Genomic DNA, 16431 nt, shown 5'->3' on the forward strand with positions numbered 1-16431 from the left:
ATTGCCAGAATCCAATGGACGTTGACCGGGCGATCACCCTACCTGAGCAGTAAGACACAAGCGCCGGCAGGCATAGTAGGGGCCGGCACGACGACAGGCCCCTCTCGATGAGTGTGGGAACCTGGTCGCTCAGCGGGGAGAGGGACAACGGACAGATGGCATCACGACGGGACGAACTCAACGCCTACACCTTCGCGAAGCGAAGGCTCATCGCGCAGTTCCTCCAGCCGAATGCGACAGGTTCCGAGGAGGGTGCCCCGCGCCCGTTGCGCGCGGTGCTGCCGGGAGCCATCGTCGGTGTGGTGATTCTGGCCGTCTTCGGGGCGTGGGGGATGTTCAAGCCCGTCGCTCCGAAGAACTGGAACGCGCCCGGCGAGAACGTGATCATCGCCAGCAAGTCGACCACCCGTTACGTGGTGCTGAAGACGGACGGCAAGACGCAGCTGCACCCGGTGCTGAACATGTCCTCCGCCAAGCTCCTTCTCGACCCCGACAAGGGCAAGGTCATCAACGTCGACGAGTCGGTGCTCGACAGCGGCAAGATCCCGCACGGCGCGACCCTGGGCATCCCCTATGCGCCCGACCGGCTGCCCGACGCGAAGCAGGCCGGGTCCGCCAAGCGGTGGGCCGTGTGCGAGCGGCCCGTCGAGGGCGGCCGTGCCATCCAGAAGGCGGCCTTCGTGTTCGCCGAGCGCGAGCAGGGCAAGACCGAGGGAGCCAACCGTCTGAGCGGCGGTGAGCTGATCTACGCCGAGGGGCCCGACAAGGTCCGCTACGTGATCGACGCCGGCGGCACCCTCTACCCGGTCGCCGACGACGAACTGCTCCTGCGCCAGCTGGTCGGCCAGGACCGGGCGCCGCAGCGGGTCTCCGCGGCCTGGCTCGACACCCTGCACAGGGGCGACGAGATCACGTTCCCCAAGATTCCGGGAGTACCCGGAGAGCCCGCCGGCGCCCCCCGCCTGCTTCCCGAGGTGAACAAGGTCGGCATGGTCCTCATCGCCACCGACGGGACCAAGAAGCAGCAGTACGTGGTGCTTCCCGGTCGGGTCGCGCCCGTCTCCGACCTGATGGCGAAGCTCCTCCTCAACAGCAAGGACCTCATCGGCCTCGGCCAGGCCGGCCGGGCGACCTCCGTGAGTGCCGCGGCCTTCGAGCCGGGCGGGCCCTTCGGGCAGGACAAGAAGTGGCCCCAACCGGCCCCGGAACCGGTGAACTCGGCGAGCACCGACGAAGGCAGCCGCAACACCGTGTGCAACGTCCTGCGCAAGGTGGACGGGGGCGACGGCTCAACCACTCTCAGCACCTGGGCAGGGACCGGCTTCCCGGCCACCCTCCCGACGGGATCGAGCAGCGCCTACGTCACCCCGGGATCCGGACAGCTTTTCCGCCAGTTCAAGGGATCCGACACCGGCTCCGGCTTCCTGTTCCTCGTCACCGACACCGGGCTGCGCTACGCGATGCAGTCCAACGGCGACACGGCGACCGACGACTCCGGCATCGGTTCCTCCGGTTCGCAGGAGGAGAAGCAGCGACGCCTCCAGGAGGCACAGCAGGCGCAGACCCGGCTGGGCTACAAGGACGTGCAGCCGCTCCCCGTGCCCGCCGTCTGGTCGTCCTTCCTGCCCACCGGGCCCCGGCTGTCCACCGGCGCCGCCCGTCAGCCGCAGGGTTCGTGAGGACCGTGGCCGACATGATGTCCACCAGCAGGCGCCCGCTCGCCGCCGCGGCCGCCACGGCGGTCGTCGCGCTCGCCCTCATCGGCGTGCCGGCGACGCCGGCCGCGGCCGACTCGCCCGGCCAGTGCACCTACCCCAACAAGAAGTACGAAGGACGCCCCTGGGCCCTGCAGCGCGTTCTCCTCGACGAGCTGTGGAAGCAGTCCACGGGCAAGGGCGTCCGGGTCGCCGTCATCGACACGGGGGTCGACGTCAAGCATCCGCAGCTCCGCGCCGCCGTCGACGCCGGCAGCGGCAAGAACCTGCTGCCCAAGGACCTGAAGGACAAGAACGGCAACAAGATCGAGCGCGGCAAGGAGAACGGCACCACCGACGTCGTGGGCCACGGCACCAAGGTCGCCGGGATCATCGCCGCCCGGCCGGACAAGGGCACCGGCTTCGTCGGCCTCGCCCCGGACGCCACGATCATCCCGATCCAGCAGAACGACGCCGACGGGCACGGCTCGGCGAAGACCCTGGCCGAGGCCATCGACTACGCGGTGGGCAAGAAGGCGGGCGTCATCAACATCTCGCAGGACACGGCCAACGCCGTCGAGCCGACCCCCCTCCTCAAGCAGGCCGTCGACCGGGCCCTCGCCAAGGAGGTCGTGATCGTCGCCTCTGCGGGCAACGACGGTCTCGGAGGCAACGTCAAGAAGACCTACCCCGCCTCGTACGAGGGCGTACTCGCCGTCGCCTCGTCGGACCGGAACAACGAGCGGGCCGCGTTCTCGCAGTCCGGGGACTTCGTCGGCATCGCCGCGCCGGGCGTGGACATGATCACAACCGTCCCCGGGGGCGGCCACTGCGCCGACAACGGTACAAGCTTCTCCGCTCCGTACGTCGCGGCCGTCGCCGCCCTCGTCAAGAGCAAGCACAAGGACTGGACGCAGGAACAGATCGTCGCCCAGCTCCAGCAGACGGCGGAGCGTTCCACCGCGGGCCACGACCGGCTGGTGGGCTGGGGCGTCATCGACCCGGTGCGCGCGCTGACGGAGGACGACAAGCCCATCGACAAGCCGGTCGCCGGCGGGGGCGTCACCAACATCGAGGCCCCGGCCCCGGCCGAACTCCACCTGGGCGAGACCCCGGAGGAACGCAACGCCCGCCTCGCGACATACGTGATCGTCGGCGGCGGAGTCCTGGTCGCGGCGATCGCCGGCGGCGCGGTGGCGCTGCGTGACTCGCGACGCAGGTCGGGGCGAGCGGCAGCAGGCGGCACACCGTGACAAGAACGATGCCTTCCGGTTGCAACCGCACAGAGGAGAGCGACGTCTCACCAAGGAAACGTTGTAGGGGGTAAGGCACTTGGGCCTGTCATAGCCAGTGGCTAGAGTGGTTGCAACGCAATCGCCGGGTCGGCGAGTCACCACGATCGCAATGTGTGACCAGGCTGGAGCAAACGGGGAGGAACGGGCATCGTGCTCGAGGCAGTTGGTGGGGGCGGGGCAGGCGACCTCGAGCGCGGACTTGGGGCACTGCAGGATTTCCAGAAGAAGGTGCTCGGGCTCCTCAACGACCTCGAGGGCGGTGACGCCAGCGGCACCAAGGTCGCGGAAGCCACCGTCACGCGGGCGTCCTTCGGAACAGGGAGTTCGTTCGCAGAAGCCGACGGCTTCTTCGATCAGTACCAGCGCGTGCACCAGGCAGTACTGTCGCTTTCCAAGCAGCTGAGTGACGAGATCGAGCTGCTGCGCATCGCCGTCCGTGGTGCGGACATCGGCTTCGACAACCTTGAGGAAGACCTCCGCCTGAAGTTCCATTCGATCAAGGCCCGACTGGACAAGGAACGCGACGGACAGGCGCAGGAGCAGCAGGAGCGGGAGACGAACGACTCCCGGACCGGCACGACGGACCTTGGGTGATCAGCGATGAGCGATGAGAAGCAGCCGAAGCCGGAGCTGACCCCCGAGCAGCTTCAGCAGCAGGAGCAGGCGGAACAACAGCAGGACGTCAGCGAGATCAAGCAGCAGTACGCCGGTACGGACATGATGTACTGGCTGAACGAGATACTGCCCTTCGGGCTGAGTGCCAGCGCGAACTACCTCGGCACCTCGAACTTCGAGGACCGGAAGCTCAACGAGATGCTTGACCTGCTGGACAGCGCCAACCCGGCTGACCTGGAGAACGCCGGAGACACGCTTGAGAAGGCGAACAATGCCCTCAACAAGGCGGCCAAGGAACTCAGCGACTTCGTCACTTCCACGGACTGGAAGGGCGAAGCGGCCCTGTCCTTCGAGTCGTACGGCCAGTCGCTTGTCACCTATGCCTGGGATGTCGGAAGGTACGCGAACGCCGTCGGCGCCCAGATGAAGGTCGCCAGCACGGGCCTGGCCTCCGTGCGCAACTCCAAGCCGCCGCGTGACGACAGGGTCGACCCGAAGAAGCCCGAGGCTTTCCCGGAGAAGGACAAGACGCCGGACAACCCGGAGTATCAGAAGGCCCTCAAGGCGGAGAAGGACCGCCAAGAGGCCATCAACCTGATGAACCGCCTGGCGTCGTACTACACCGTGTCCCACGCGAGTCTGGCCCGCGAGGAGATGCCGAAGCCGCCGAAGCGGCTGGACGTGGCGGTGCCGGCGCCGAGTGGCGGCATCCAGGACGGCGGGAGCGCCAGCGCAGAAGCAACTCGGTCTGATTCCATGCGGTCTGCACCGTCTCAGGCCATCGGCGCCGAGCCTGGGTTGCAAAGGCTTGATGCCGCGACGCCTGCCAAGGGACTTGGTGCAACAACACCGATCTCTCCTTCGAACACGTCGATGCAGATTGACACTGTCACCGCACCCCCGCCTCCGACCACCTCTCCCCCTTCGCCGCATGTTTCCCCGATCACCGGTCCCCCGACCAGCCAGAACGGTCCACTGTCGCCGATTCCGACCGCGACCGGGCCGATACGCAACTCCACCAGTCGCATCGGCGACCCTCCGGTCGCCAGGACGACGGGAAGGCCGGGCGTCGACAAGGTGGGACGCCCGCTGACGACCGGTCCAGGCCCTGCAACGGGCCGCCCCACTGGTCCCACTGGCGTGCCGCGTGTCAGTGGTGGCACGGGCGAAGGGCGCACGAACAGCCCCATGGGCCGACCGACCACCACCGGGCCGGTCAGTGGTCAATCGGGGCGAGGCGGGCAGCCCGTGACAGGCCGCGCTGGTACCCCGAACCAGCCCACGATGGGTCGTTCTCCCAGCGCGCCCTCCACCGGCCTGCGAGGTGGCCGCAGCGACGCCATCGTGGGAGGGACCCCGCAGCGCACCACCGCGGGGTCTGCCGGGTCCCGTATTCCGAGGGGCACGGTCGTTGGAGGCGAAGGAACGCCTCCAGGGCGTTCTCCGGCATCGCGGCCCGGCCAGGCCGGTGTCATCGGGGCAAACCCGAGTGGAGCTCAGCGCACCACCGGGCGTGGCCCGGCCGGTAATGACGGCGTTGTCGGCACTCCTCGCAATGCTGGACAGAGCCGACCGGTAGTCGGTGGGTACACGACCGGAGGTGCGGCCGTTGTTGGTGGCCGTCGTAGTCAGCGGTCAGTTGGTGACGATGAGCAGGAGCGCAGGGCGTCAGCACGGCCGGATCACTTGGCGGAAGAAGATGAGAGCTGGGTCGCCAGGCGACGCGAGCCCGCGCCACCGGTCATCGACTAGGCACACGGAAGGTTCGGAAGTCAGGATGACGGCACAATTGAGCCGATGTCGCATGCAGCAAGGGTCACATGTTTTGCGGCGCGGACTACTCGGCACGATGGCTGCGGTCGGCGTGTGGAGTATGGGCATCGCCGGTCTTGCCCCTGTTGCGGTTGCAGCGGACGTGCGTTCGAGGCAGTGGTATCTGGATGCCATGGACGCTGAGAAAATTTGGACGTCCACGACGGGTAAGGGTGTCAAGGTCGCCGTCATCGACACCGGCGTCAACCCGGATACGCCCTCTCTGAAGGGGCAGGTCCTGAAGGGAATGGATTCAGCCGAGGCCAAGGGCGACGAGACGGATGACTACACCGGCCACGGAACAACCATGGCGGAACTGATCGCCGGCACGGGTGCCGGTGGTGGTCTCAAGGGCCTCGCTCCAGACGCAAGGATCATTCCTTTCCGAGTAAGTGACACGGACTTCCAGAACGAGAACAAGGTGAACGCCTTCGATATGCAGGAGGCGATCAGGAACGCAGCCGACAGCGAAGCGCAAATCATCAACATCTCGTTTGCCAGTGAGTTCTACAGCACGGAAATCCGCAAGGCTGTGGAATATGCCCAGAGCAAGGGGAAGCTGCTTTTCGCCGGCACAGGAAACAGTGGCGACGAGGACAACAAACCGCAGTACCCCGGTAGTTACGTGGCCGCCATCGGCGTCGCTGCCACTGGCCGAGACGGCCGTGTCGCTGAATACTCCCAGCATGGCGACTTCGTCGACATTGCCGCACCCGGCAGCGACATTCCGTTTTGGTGCGACGAGACGTTCACGGCCTACTGCGACAGAAATGGAACCAGCGCCGCGACGGCCATCGCCTCAGCTTCCGCCGCCTTGATCTGGTCCGCCCACCCCGACTGGACGGCGAACCAGGTCCTCCGCGTCATGTTCGAGTCCGCCGGCCGTGGCGAAGACTGGAAGGAAGGCACCGTCAGTACTTACCTCGGCCACGGAGTCGTCCGCCCCGGCGCCCACATCAACCGCGGCCTCGGCAAGCCCGGCGATCCGGGCATCAGCCCGCTCACCAACAAGCCGACCGGCGACAGTTCGGCCGATTCCTCGACCTCTTCCAAGCCATCTGCACCAGCTTCGTCACAAGCCCCCGACGGCAAGCCCGGAACTGACGCAACCGTGGCAGGCTCCAGTACGGAGACCGAGGACGACAGTCAACTGGGCTTTGTCGTTGGCGGCGCGGTCGCTGCCGTCGTCCTTGCGGGACTCGTATTCGCTGTCGTGCGGAAGCGCCGAAGCGCCTGACCTGACATCAGGCCTTTCTCAAGTCCGGCGTCACCGGTCAACGCCGAGTGGCGCAAAACCCAGCCGGTCACCGAAGTAGTTCAGAAGGGAAACGCAACCGTGTCACAGGGCCAGCGGCTTTCAGACGAGCAAGTAGGTCTGCTTCAGAAGGAGCTCTTCGAGAAGTTCACTTCACTCAAGGGCCAGCTCCAGCAGATTCAGGGCACGATCGACAGCCTTGAGGGCCAGTGGAAGGGCATCGGCGCCGGAGCCTTCAACGATCGGCAGCAGAAGATCAACGAAGGCATGGTGAATCTCGGTAACATCCTTGCGAAGTTCCTCGAGGCTACGAGCCAGTCGAGGAAGATCAAGGACGGCACGGAGGACGACATCCGTGCTGCCGTGCAGGGCATCAACGTCGACCTTGGTGTCGGTACGACCGCGAAGTCCAACCTCAGCGCCCTCTAGTGCCAATGATGGCAGCTGGTGCCTGGCATGCCAGGCACCGAATGACAACGACAGGTGAGATGAGGGAATCATGGGAATGAACTCGTACGACGAGCTCGTCGTCAAGTACGGCGCTCTTGACGCGACAGCGACCGTACTCGGTAACCAAGCCAAGAAGCTTGAAGAGGACCTGGCGGCCATCAAGAGGGCCATGGCCAGCGTTGCTGCCGGCTGGGACGGCGAGGCCCACGCCGCCTACGTCCAGGAGCAGGTGAAGTGGGACGAGCAGGCCACGATCATCCGTGATGCCCTCGAGGGGATTGGTCGGATCGTTGCCCGCGCGGGTGGCGATTACATGGGTGGCGACAAGCGGGCTGCCAGTTACTTCCTTTAAGCGACTGGAAGCTGGACACCGATGCAGGGGGTGGGCACGCGCGAGGGGTGCCCACCCCTTTGCATGAACCATGCCCCTGCGATGCCAGGCCCGTCGGTGCGCACGAGCAAGGACCCATCTCGAAGTCAGTCGAAACGACCACATTGCAGGGTCGGGACTTCACTCATTCGAACACCGGTAGAGCCACCACCTCCGACCCCGCCCTGACGAAGAGGCGGTTGGCGTCCCCGTTCACCCAATAGGAGCCAGCGTCTTTCGGCAGCGGGCGGCTCCAGACGTGCTTGTTGCTGCGGCGCGACATCGCACGGACCTCCCAGCCGTCCTCAGTGTGTGTTGCAGGGCTGATGGCAGACACCATGTCGCCCTGAACGACCAAAGGGCTCTCCATGAACGAGCCCCTTGGTGATTTCCAGACTTCAGTGCCGTTCATGACGTCGAAAGCCAGTATGTACGGGCCTCGTGCGCTGTACACGAGGTTGTCGTGGATGAGAGGGGGGCCGTAGGGCCGCACATGGCCCCTGTCCGTCGTGGTCTGCGCCCACCGTTCGCGTCCGTCGCTCAGGTCGCGGGCGGTCAACGAGCCTCCGTTGACCAGAACCATGTCGCCGTGCAGCACGGGGCTGAGGCCCGCCTGCCCGATGGGCGTCTGGTCGTCGATACTCCACACTTCGTGCCCGTCGGTCGTGTCGACGGCCAGGACACGGCCACTGGTGGTCGCGACGACCAGTCGGCCGCCCCCTGCCACGCTCCGTGGACGGGTCTCGGCATTCAACAAGACCTTGGGGCGGACGGTCCACAGAATGCGGCCGTCGGAGTGGCTGATACTGCGGAGCCGGTCGGCCTTGGTGACAACGTAAAGGGCCGATTTGTCCGCGGCGAGGACATACTTGGCGTCTGCGGGGACCGACCAGCGTGGCTCGCCCGACGTGGCGACGAACGTCACGACGTCGCCCTTCTTGTCCACGGCTGCGACGAGCGCGTCCGACAAGGTGACGATGCCGGCTTCAGTGACTGGACCAGGGGTATGCCAACGGCGCCTTCCGTCGATGACGTCGTGTGCGGCCAGTCCCCCCTTTTTCGCGCCGAGGGCGAGCACGACATCGCGAACAGGCATGAGCCCTCCCTGGTTCTCGTTCAGCAGTTGCACGGGGCCCCAGAGCGGCTTGGGGTTCCGTGTCGCGGGGACCGGGTCGGCGTTCGGGGCATTGGCCGCCGGCGGCAGGGCATAGGGCCCGGAGTCACCACGGGTTCCCAACCACCAGGCTGTCGCCCCTGCTGCGGCCACGAACACCGAGCCGCCGCCCACCGCGAGCGTCTTGAGCAGGCGCCGCCGCGAGACCCCCGGGCTTGAGGGCGCGATCACCGTCGTCAGGTGGTGGATGGCGCGTTCCCGCTCCTGGATGTCCGCCGCCAGCGGCCCGTGGCGCCAGACGTGTTCAGTGCCACGAGGGGACGTGAACACCGCAGCCAACTGATCGGGCGTCGGCCGGTGGGCCGGGTCCTTGGCGAGGCACGGGCCGATCAGCGGAGCGAGATGTGGCGGAACCCTGTCCATACGCGGCTCTCCGTGCACGACCTCGTACTGCACCGCTGCGACGTGGGATCCCGTGAAGGCCTGATCTCCTGTGACGGCGTAGATCAGCACGGCACCGAACGAGAACACGTCCGCTGCGTGCCCGACACGCTGCCCCAACACCTGCTCGGGCGCGCCGAAGCCAGGGGTGACGGGAACCTGACCCGTCGTCGTGAGGGTGAGCCCGTGTTCGGGTCGGGCGATGCCGAAGTCGATGATGCGCGGTCCGGTCGCGGTCAGAACGATATTGGCGGGCTTGAGGTCGCGATGAATGAGACCAGCGCTATGGATGTCGGCCAGTGTGCGGGCCAGGGAGAAGGCCAGGAGGCGCAACTTCGGCTCGTCCAGCGGTCCGTGACTGCGGATCGCGTCGTCGAGCGTTGGACCGGTCAGAAATTCGGTGGCGATCCAAGGGCGCCCGCCTTCAGCGTGCGCGCCGAGCACGCGCGCCACGCCTGTGCTGGTGACGGCCTGCGCCATCTGGGCCTCGCGGACGAAACGCTGCGCCAAGCTCTGGTCGTGGGCCAGCTCAGGGCGGAGAACCTTTACGGCGGCATTCCTGCCGGAGGAGTCCTGGCCGAAGTAGACCTTGCCCATACCTCCTTGTCCGAGAACACCGAGGAGCCGGTACGGTCCGAGCCTGACAGGGTCGCCTGCGCCGAGAGGTTGCACGAGAGGGGCCGCCTTCTGCGTATTCGATGTCAGTTGTACGGGTAGGCGGCGAGGTAGTCCTCACCAATGGCGAGGATCGCCTCCGGGATGCCGTGGAAGCCATGAAAGCGGTCCCCCCGGGCCTTGCGGGTCGTGACAGCCTTGCCGGTGTCGGCGGCGAATGACCTCAACAAGCCGGATTTGGTGCTGTATGCGTAGACCTCGGTGACGCCGGGAGCCGGAGGGAGCGCTATGTCAAGATCGGCGCCGCTGCGATCGGGAGCCCGCCACCGAAGGTCTCCCGTGGTCGAGTCGAGGGCGACAAGACCAGAACCCTCCTCGACAGCGAACAAAGCACCTCCTCTCGCAACGGGCGGGCCCGTGCGTGCCTTCGCACGCCCTGGTCCGAACGACCAGGCCTCCTTGCCGTCCTTCAAGGTGAGGCCGCGCAGATGGCCCACCGGGGGATAGACCTTCCAGTCGTCCGCCTCGAGCATGCCTCGGATCGCGTCCGGTTCCGGCACGTCGAGTTCCTGCCGCCAAAGCTCCATTCCCCGGCGTGAGTCGCGGACAGACAGGAAGACTCTGCCGTCGGACGTCTCCTGCAGGACAACCAGATGGTCTTTGACGGCACGCGCCGCCAGGAAGTGCAACCGGGACGACGTTCGCGCACGGGAGGGGAGTGGCTGCCGCCACAGCACCTTGGCCGTGCGCGCGTCGACGGCGATCAGATGCCACTTCTGAGAAGTGTCGTAGCCGATACCGGTGCCGGAGTGCTCACCCTGCCCTGCCGCGACAAAGACGACTTGGGCGTAGGCAGTGAGCAACTGTGTGGCAGGCAGCGCTCCATTGTATTCGTTCAGCTCCGCGGCGAACGGCTTCGGCTCGCGGCCGGAGTTGATCGACGAGATGGTGAGCGGGTGGCTGCCAGCGGCCCCGGCCTCGGAGGCGTACACCCTGGACGTGTCGACATTCTGGTCGTATGTGCACCGGTGTGCCGGCCCCTTCAGCAGCGGCATATCGACTTTCCCGGTGTTGATGTCGATGGACCGCAGCCCGTCGTCGTCCGCGATGGCGAGGACCGGGCCGAACTTCAGAGGAACGGGCGGGGTCAGTGAGGCACCCTCGAGACGCAGTGGAAGCTCCCACAGCCAGTCGCCCGTCGCCGCCACCGGTGCGGGTGACGTGCTCTTGTCGTCCGGCCGGCCGCTGGTGCCGGCGCCGGTCCAGGCCCAGACGCCCCCGCCTACTGCCGCGGCGCCGACGAGACTCGCGCCCCCGATGGTGAGCAGCCCACGCCTGCTGTAGGTGCGGCGCTCGGCGGAAGAGGGGGTCTCGGCGGTGTGGGCGGAGGGCGCTGGGAGTCGCTGGGGGTGGTGCTGCCAGACCGTGGTCGCGCGGCGGGCGATGTCGGCGAGCAGAACATCGGGAAGGTGGTCGGCGAAGTGCCCGTGTCCTGAGTGGAGTTGACCGATCGCCTCGTGTGTCGTCGGCCGCCTGGCCGGGTCCTTGTCGAGGCACCGGCTCAGGATCGGCACCAGTGCCGCCGGTACTCCCGTCAGATCGGGTTCGGTGTAGCGGACGCGGTAGAGCAGGTCGGCGGCCTGACCGGTACCGAAGGGCGGGCGGCCGGTGGCCGCGTACACGAGGACGCCGGCGAGGGCGAATACGTCACCGGCGGGCGTGTGTTCCTGGCCGGTGGCCTGCTCCGGGGACATGTAGGCGGGGGTTCCGGCGGCAGTGCCGGTGCGGGTGAGGCGGTCGTCGCCGGCGGCGCGGGCGATGCCGAAGTCGATGATCTTGGGCCCGTATGCGGTGACCATGATGTTCGACGGCTTGAGGTCGCGGTGGACCACGTCCGAGGCGTGGAGTTGGGACAGCGCTCCGGCGAGGGCCGCGCCGATGGCCCGGACAGTGCTCTCGGGGAGCGGGCCGCAGAGTTCGACGGCGGCGTCCAGAGGGGGGCCGAGGACGTACTCGGTGGCGAGCCAGGGCGCCGGTGCCTTCGGGTCGGCGTCGACGACCACCGCGCCGTGGTGGCCGCCGATGATGCGGGCGGCGTCGGTCTCCAGATGGAATCGCGTACGGGCGGCAGGATCGGCGGCGATGGAGGCGTGCATCGTCTTGACCGCGACGGTGCGCCCGCCGGCGGTGCGCGCGAGATAGACGGTTCCCATCCCACCGTGCCCGAGACGGGCGAGCAGCCGGAAGCCGCCGACCTCATCCGGGTCGTCGTGTGCCAAAGGCGCAAGCATGGTTGTCGGTCCTGGTAGAGGTCGTGGGAGCCGGAGCTCAGCCCCGGGCAGCCGGCCGACTGGCGGCCGAGTGGCGCGACACCTCGGCGCGTGGGCCGGGCCGTTCACCGGTGGGAACTGCGGCAGGTCCGGCACGCGCGTCCCCCCTGTGCGACCTGCGCCCGGCGAGAACTCGGTAAGTCTACCGAGGCGGGTAGGGCCGTTCCGGGCACAGGCTTTGGAGGGAAGCGAGGGCCGTGCTTGCGTACGGGGCGTCACAGCCTTGCCCCTTGGGCCGAGAAGACCCGGGGAGCCGCACAGAAGGCTCCCCGGGGTCTCTGCCGCTCGCTCAGGCGAGCAGCCCGCGGCCCGGTCTCAAGAAGACGGGGCTCCTGTGCAAGCCTCAGACTCGGCGACGGACTTGGCGTACGCGAGCAGCAGTGCCTTGGCCGCGTCGGCGTCCGAGAACTCCTTGTCGTGGATGAGGAGTCTGATGAAGAGCTTGTTCCGGTCGGCGTGCTCCTTGGCGGCCACCGGGCACGGGATGCGACGCACGCCGCCCTTGCCGGACCACATGTAGGTCCCGTCCTCACTGGTGTGATCATCGACATCGATGAACGGATTGATGCGGGCCGCCTTGCTCACGGAGGGGTCCACCTGCCACTCGGAGATGGCGCTGAACACCGTCGTGCCGTCCACATCGACCTTGCACTGGGTACTGCCCACCTCGCGCGACGGCGCATGTGTCTTCACCGTCTTGCCACTCTTGGGAAGGACCGGGTCCACCACGGCTGCGGGAACCGAGGTGCCACAGAGCTCCGACGGCACGGCGAATGAGCGCTTCTCCTCGGGTTGCGAGCAGGCGCTGAGCACCAGAGTGAGGGTGACCACCGCGAGGGTGGAGGGCCGAAGCAGTCGGGCACTCCGGCGCGCTGGTGCCGGAGCCGATGCCGGGCCTGGCGTACGCTGCCCGGCGTCAGCGCCGGTGCGAGCAGTTGTCATGCGGCCGGAACCTCCGTGGTGAGATGGTCCGCCATCCGCTCGGCATTGTTCGCCGCGTCGTTGAAACCGTCGTCGCGCCCCTCGAGGACCCAGTCCGCCACCTGGTTCTGATAGGGAAGGTCGTGAGCCTTGGCCGCGTTGATGGCCGCCATCTGGCCGTGTTCCGCGCTCAGATCCCGGTTCTTCTCCCACAACTCGCCGGCCTCCTTGCTGGCCTCCGTCAACACGTCGGTCTCCGACTGCTGGAAGATGTGTTCGAGGACCATGCTGCTGACGGTCCCGGCGACACCGCCGGCGACTGCTCCGCCCACCGGCGTGGCGATGAAGCTGACGCCGACGCCGACGCCGGTTCCGATGGCCCCGGACCAAGCGTTCTTCTGCTGGGCGACCGAGTCGGAGAACTCCTTCGCCTCCTTCGAGGCCGGGCCCAGAACGGCTTCCTGCATACCGATGGCGAGTGATCCGCTGACTTCCCCGGAACGTCGGGTGATCGCTTGGATCGTCTCCTCGGGGGAGTGCGGATAGCGCTGGTCCGCCGGCAGATCCGGATTCAGGTGGTAGTCCATGAGACTTGCCATGTAGGCCTTCTGACCCACTTCGACGGCTGCGTGCCCGTCCGGGCTCTGCCCCACGGTGATCAGGAGGGCCGTCACGTCCTTGTGCTCGAGTTGGGCCTGGGTGCCCGCAAGGGGGAAGAGCTTGTCGGTGTTCCCGTGCGGATCGTCCGCGAGCGCGCGGTTGATGTCCGGCAGGTACTCGGAGGTGATCTGCCCCACGCTGTCGGACATGTGCGCATGGTCCGTGAGCCGCTTCGGGTCCTCGGACACCGATGCGACGAGGTCCGACATGAGAGTTGCCTGACCCTCGTTGTGGGGCTCCGTGTACTGGGTCGGCATCTCCCCCGCCGGATGGCCGGTCGTCGCCGCCTCCAGGGCCAACGCCATGTTGTTGCGGCCGGCGATGCTGTCGTCGCCCTTGTCGGTCCGGTCCTCGGGCCAGTCCCGCTCCTCGAAGAGGTAGTCGAAGTTGCTGAGCTCCCTCTTCTCGTTCTTGCCGTTGCCGTCGGCGTCCTCTTCGAACTCGTGGTCCTCGTCCTTCGTGACGAAGTCGGCGTTGAAGAAGTCCGTGGCGGCGTCGGGACTGTTCGACAGTGCCTTCATGAAGCCAGTCATCGGGTCGGACCCCGAGTCCGATCCTGTCCGGTTCAGCAGAGGGTCAATGCCCATGTGCTGCCACGCCATCGGAGGGTGGCTCCCATTGTTCGTGAGCTTCTTCTCCGTCTCGATCAGCTTGGTGCCGTAGCTGTTGAGGAACTGGTCGTCGAAGTCGCCCCACCGCATGAGGTTGCTCATGACCTGGAATCCCATGGTGGTGCTGTTCTTGGAGATGGGCTGGTCGCCGGCGCGCACCATGTCGCTCTTCCAGGTCGACATCTCCACGGAGTCGGCCTGCGTGGCGGTGGCGAGAGTGAGGCTCAGGTGCTTCTGCAGGTCCCCGTACTGCTCCACACGCTGGGAACCCAACTCGTATGCCAGGTGCGGGTTGTTGATGCCTGCCCAGAAGTTCAGCGTGCCCTGCGCCCCGAGTGTGGTGGCGAAGTGTTCGGCGAACAGTTCGTCGCCGGAGTACTTCTTCAGTCCGGCATTGAGGGTGTCGAAGTCGGCCGGGGTGAGGTCCTCCGGCTTCTTCTTTGCCAGCGAGGCGAGCTTCTCCGCCTCCTTCAGCGCGGCGTCCGCCGTGTCGCGGTCCTTGTACTTCGCGTCGGAGAATCCGTGGTCAGTGAGGTCGACCAGGGCCTTCAGCGTCTTCGAACCGGAGTTGTCGACCTCGGTGGCCGCGTTCAGGATGCCTTGCAGTTCGTCACGGAGACCGGTGACGTCCTGCTCGCCGTTGGGCGCCTTCTTGTCGGGGTTCTCCCGGACGGTGAAGCCGCCACCGTTCGCGGTGACCGTCAGGTTCTTGCCCCGCCCACGCTCGATGGCCTCCTTGAGAAGGCGCTGCTGGGTCTTCAGCTCGTCCCGCGTGTCCCGCAGGATGTTGTGGATCGAGGTCGCCTGAGTATGTGCGTCGCCGAATTCACCGGCCGACTTGATTATGAACTCCCGGGAGACTGTCGCGTTGTAGCCTGCCCAGTTCGCCTTGAGTGCCTTGCCCTGCAGGCCTTCTCTGGCGTCCGTCTCGAGCGTCTTCAGTTTGGTGAGCATGCTCGACCAGTCGGTTACCAGGTCGTCGAGCAGTGTGAATTTGGCGGAATGAAGATCTTCGAAGTCCATCAGTCGTCCCTTAGCCCCTAGCCCCTAGCCCTTAGCCCCTACCTGGCCCTAGTCCTTCTTTTCCTTCTCGCCGTAGATCGGGTTCTTCTCACCCGGCGGGGCGTACGACTCGTCGAATCCCTTGTCGAGGGTGTAGATGCTGCTCACATGACGCTCGATGAAGATCTCGTCGCCGGCGTGCGCGTTCTTGGTGAAGTCCATGTGGTTCGAGATCAGCGCGCAGGCGTCCATGACCGAACCGAGCTGCTTGTCCCAGCGTGAGGAGACGTGTGTCAGAGCGCCACCGAGAGCGAAGCCCTGACTCGTCAGGTCGCTGCCCGTGGAATAGGTGTCCGCGACTCGCGCCTCCTTCCACAGCCGGTTGTACAGCTTGAACGCCTCGTCACCGATGGCCGCCAGGTCCTTCTGGCTGACCTGGAGGTCCCCTGTCGCACTGCCGGCGTTCGGCCGGTCCTCCTCCGGGATGCCGTTCAGCTGCATCTGTGTCGAAGACTGCTTGTCAGCCGCCGACGCCTTCAATTGCTCCCACTCGTCCCAAGCCATGCGCGAGGCTCCTTTCTGACGCTGCTTGTTGGAATTGATGAAGCCTCCGGCAACCGGCAAGGCCTCCTGCTGTCACCCTTCCGTGCACACCCCGTCCGCGACCTCCGCCCGCAGATCGAAGTAGACCGGTCCCATGTGCTCCGGGACCGGCTGCTCGGCGGAGGGCTTGGCCGTCACCGTCAGGCAGACGGTGGTGTCCTCGCCGCTCACGTCGTAGCGCTCCTCGTTGCCCTCCGGCTGCAGCGGGCCCGAACTCCACGCGAGCGTGGCCGTGGGGTCGTCCTTCTCGGGGCCGCGGAGTTCGGGATCTATCCAGTCGCCCCAGGTTCCGCCTTCCTCAGTGCTCAGCACCGACGGCTTCGTCGCGCCGTCCAGCGTCTGCGTGACCGACTGGACCCGTTCGAGCAGCTCGTCCTGGCCGACTCCGTCCGGGGTGATGAGGCGGTACGTGGAGAACGACACCCAGAAGGTTGTGGCGGCGATCACGAAGCACACCACGCGCTGGACGGCGAAGCCCGCGCCGGACGGCTCGTGTGCCGCCGGGTCGGCGAACCGCCGGGCCTGGAACCGCCACCAGAGCGCTCGATGGTCGGCCAGCCCAAGGGCCACGAAGCCCAGGCCGAAGAGCACCATGAGAACGAGAAGCACTGTCATGGCGCCTGCCTCGTCGCGTGTGCCCGCG

The 16431-nt window shown here is 66.7% G+C and carries 13 protein-coding genes; 7 read left to right on the forward strand and 6 right to left on the reverse strand.

The genetic code is table 11. The features are described from left to right. Positions 1-155: 155 nt before the first annotated feature. The 7 genes from eccB (at position 156) to ACFYV1_RS29435 (ending at position 7473) form a co-directional block, all read left to right on the forward strand. On the forward strand, positions 156-1679 hold the full coding sequence (eccB, locus tag ACFYV1_RS29405; protein ID WP_389398631.1) for a type VII secretion protein EccB: 1524 nt from the start codon (positions 156-158) through the stop codon (positions 1677-1679). Positions 1680-1693: 14 nt separating this feature from the next. Then, on the forward strand, positions 1694-2947 hold the full coding sequence (gene mycP / locus ACFYV1_RS29410) for a type VII secretion-associated serine protease mycosin (RefSeq protein ID WP_389398632.1): 1254 nt from the start codon (positions 1694-1696) through the stop codon (positions 2945-2947). A gap of 192 nt (positions 2948-3139) precedes the next feature. Beyond that, positions 3140-3583 (forward strand): hypothetical protein, encoded by a 444-nt coding sequence (locus ACFYV1_RS29415; RefSeq protein WP_389398633.1) that lies wholly within the window; start codon positions 3140-3142, stop codon positions 3581-3583. Between the two features lie 6 nt (positions 3584-3589). Further along, a complete protein-coding gene (locus ACFYV1_RS29420; RefSeq protein ID WP_389398634.1) occupies positions 3590-5356 on the forward strand; it encodes a hypothetical protein in 1767 nt (588 codons plus the stop codon). A gap of 25 nt (positions 5357-5381) precedes the next feature. Continuing rightward, on the forward strand, positions 5382-6653 hold the full coding sequence (locus ACFYV1_RS29425; protein ID WP_389398635.1) for a S8 family serine peptidase: 1272 nt from the start codon (positions 5382-5384) through the stop codon (positions 6651-6653). Positions 6654-6752: 99 nt separating this feature from the next. Beyond that, positions 6753-7100, forward strand: coding sequence for a WXG100 family type VII secretion target (locus tag ACFYV1_RS29430; protein ID WP_389398636.1), 348 nt, complete (start codon positions 6753-6755; stop codon positions 7098-7100). 76 nt (positions 7101-7176) lie between these two features. Beyond that, the gene (locus tag ACFYV1_RS29435) at positions 7177-7473 is read left to right on the forward strand and encodes a WXG100 family type VII secretion target (RefSeq protein WP_389398637.1); all 297 of its coding nucleotides are present in this window, start codon (positions 7177-7179) and stop codon (positions 7471-7473) included. A gap of 163 nt (positions 7474-7636) precedes the next feature. On the opposite strand, the gene ACFYV1_RS29440 is transcribed toward ACFYV1_RS29435, so the two are convergent. The 6 genes from ACFYV1_RS29440 to ACFYV1_RS29465 form a co-directional block, all read right to left on the reverse strand. Continuing rightward, complete coding sequence (locus tag ACFYV1_RS29440; RefSeq protein WP_389398638.1) at positions 7637-9718, reverse strand: PQQ-binding-like beta-propeller repeat protein; 2082 nt, start codon at positions 9716-9718, stop codon at positions 7637-7639. A gap of 29 nt (positions 9719-9747) precedes the next feature. Next, positions 9748-11952: a protein kinase gene (locus tag ACFYV1_RS29445; RefSeq protein ID WP_389398639.1), complete on the reverse strand. Its 2205-nt coding sequence runs from the start codon at positions 11950-11952 to the stop codon at positions 9748-9750. A 354-nt stretch (positions 11953-12306) separates the two neighbouring features. After that, positions 12307-12822, reverse strand: coding sequence for a hypothetical protein (locus ACFYV1_RS29450; protein ID WP_389398640.1), 516 nt, complete (start codon positions 12820-12822; stop codon positions 12307-12309). Between the two features lie 107 nt (positions 12823-12929). Continuing rightward, entirely contained in the window at positions 12930-15206 is a 2277-nt protein-coding gene (locus ACFYV1_RS29455) for a hypothetical protein (RefSeq protein ID WP_389398641.1), read from the reverse strand. 48 nt (positions 15207-15254) lie between these two features. After that, positions 15255-15749, reverse strand: coding sequence for a hypothetical protein (locus tag ACFYV1_RS29460; protein WP_389398642.1), 495 nt, complete (start codon positions 15747-15749; stop codon positions 15255-15257). A gap of 72 nt (positions 15750-15821) precedes the next feature. Next, the gene (locus ACFYV1_RS29465; RefSeq protein ID WP_389398643.1) at positions 15822-16403 is read right to left on the reverse strand and encodes a hypothetical protein; all 582 of its coding nucleotides are present in this window, start codon (positions 16401-16403) and stop codon (positions 15822-15824) included. Between the last annotated feature and the right edge of the window lie 28 nt (positions 16404-16431).

Origin of the sequence: Streptomyces sp. NPDC003023, from assembly GCF_042888225.1 — a bacterium.
Lineage (GTDB): Bacteria > Actinomycetota > Actinomycetes > Streptomycetales > Streptomycetaceae > Streptomyces.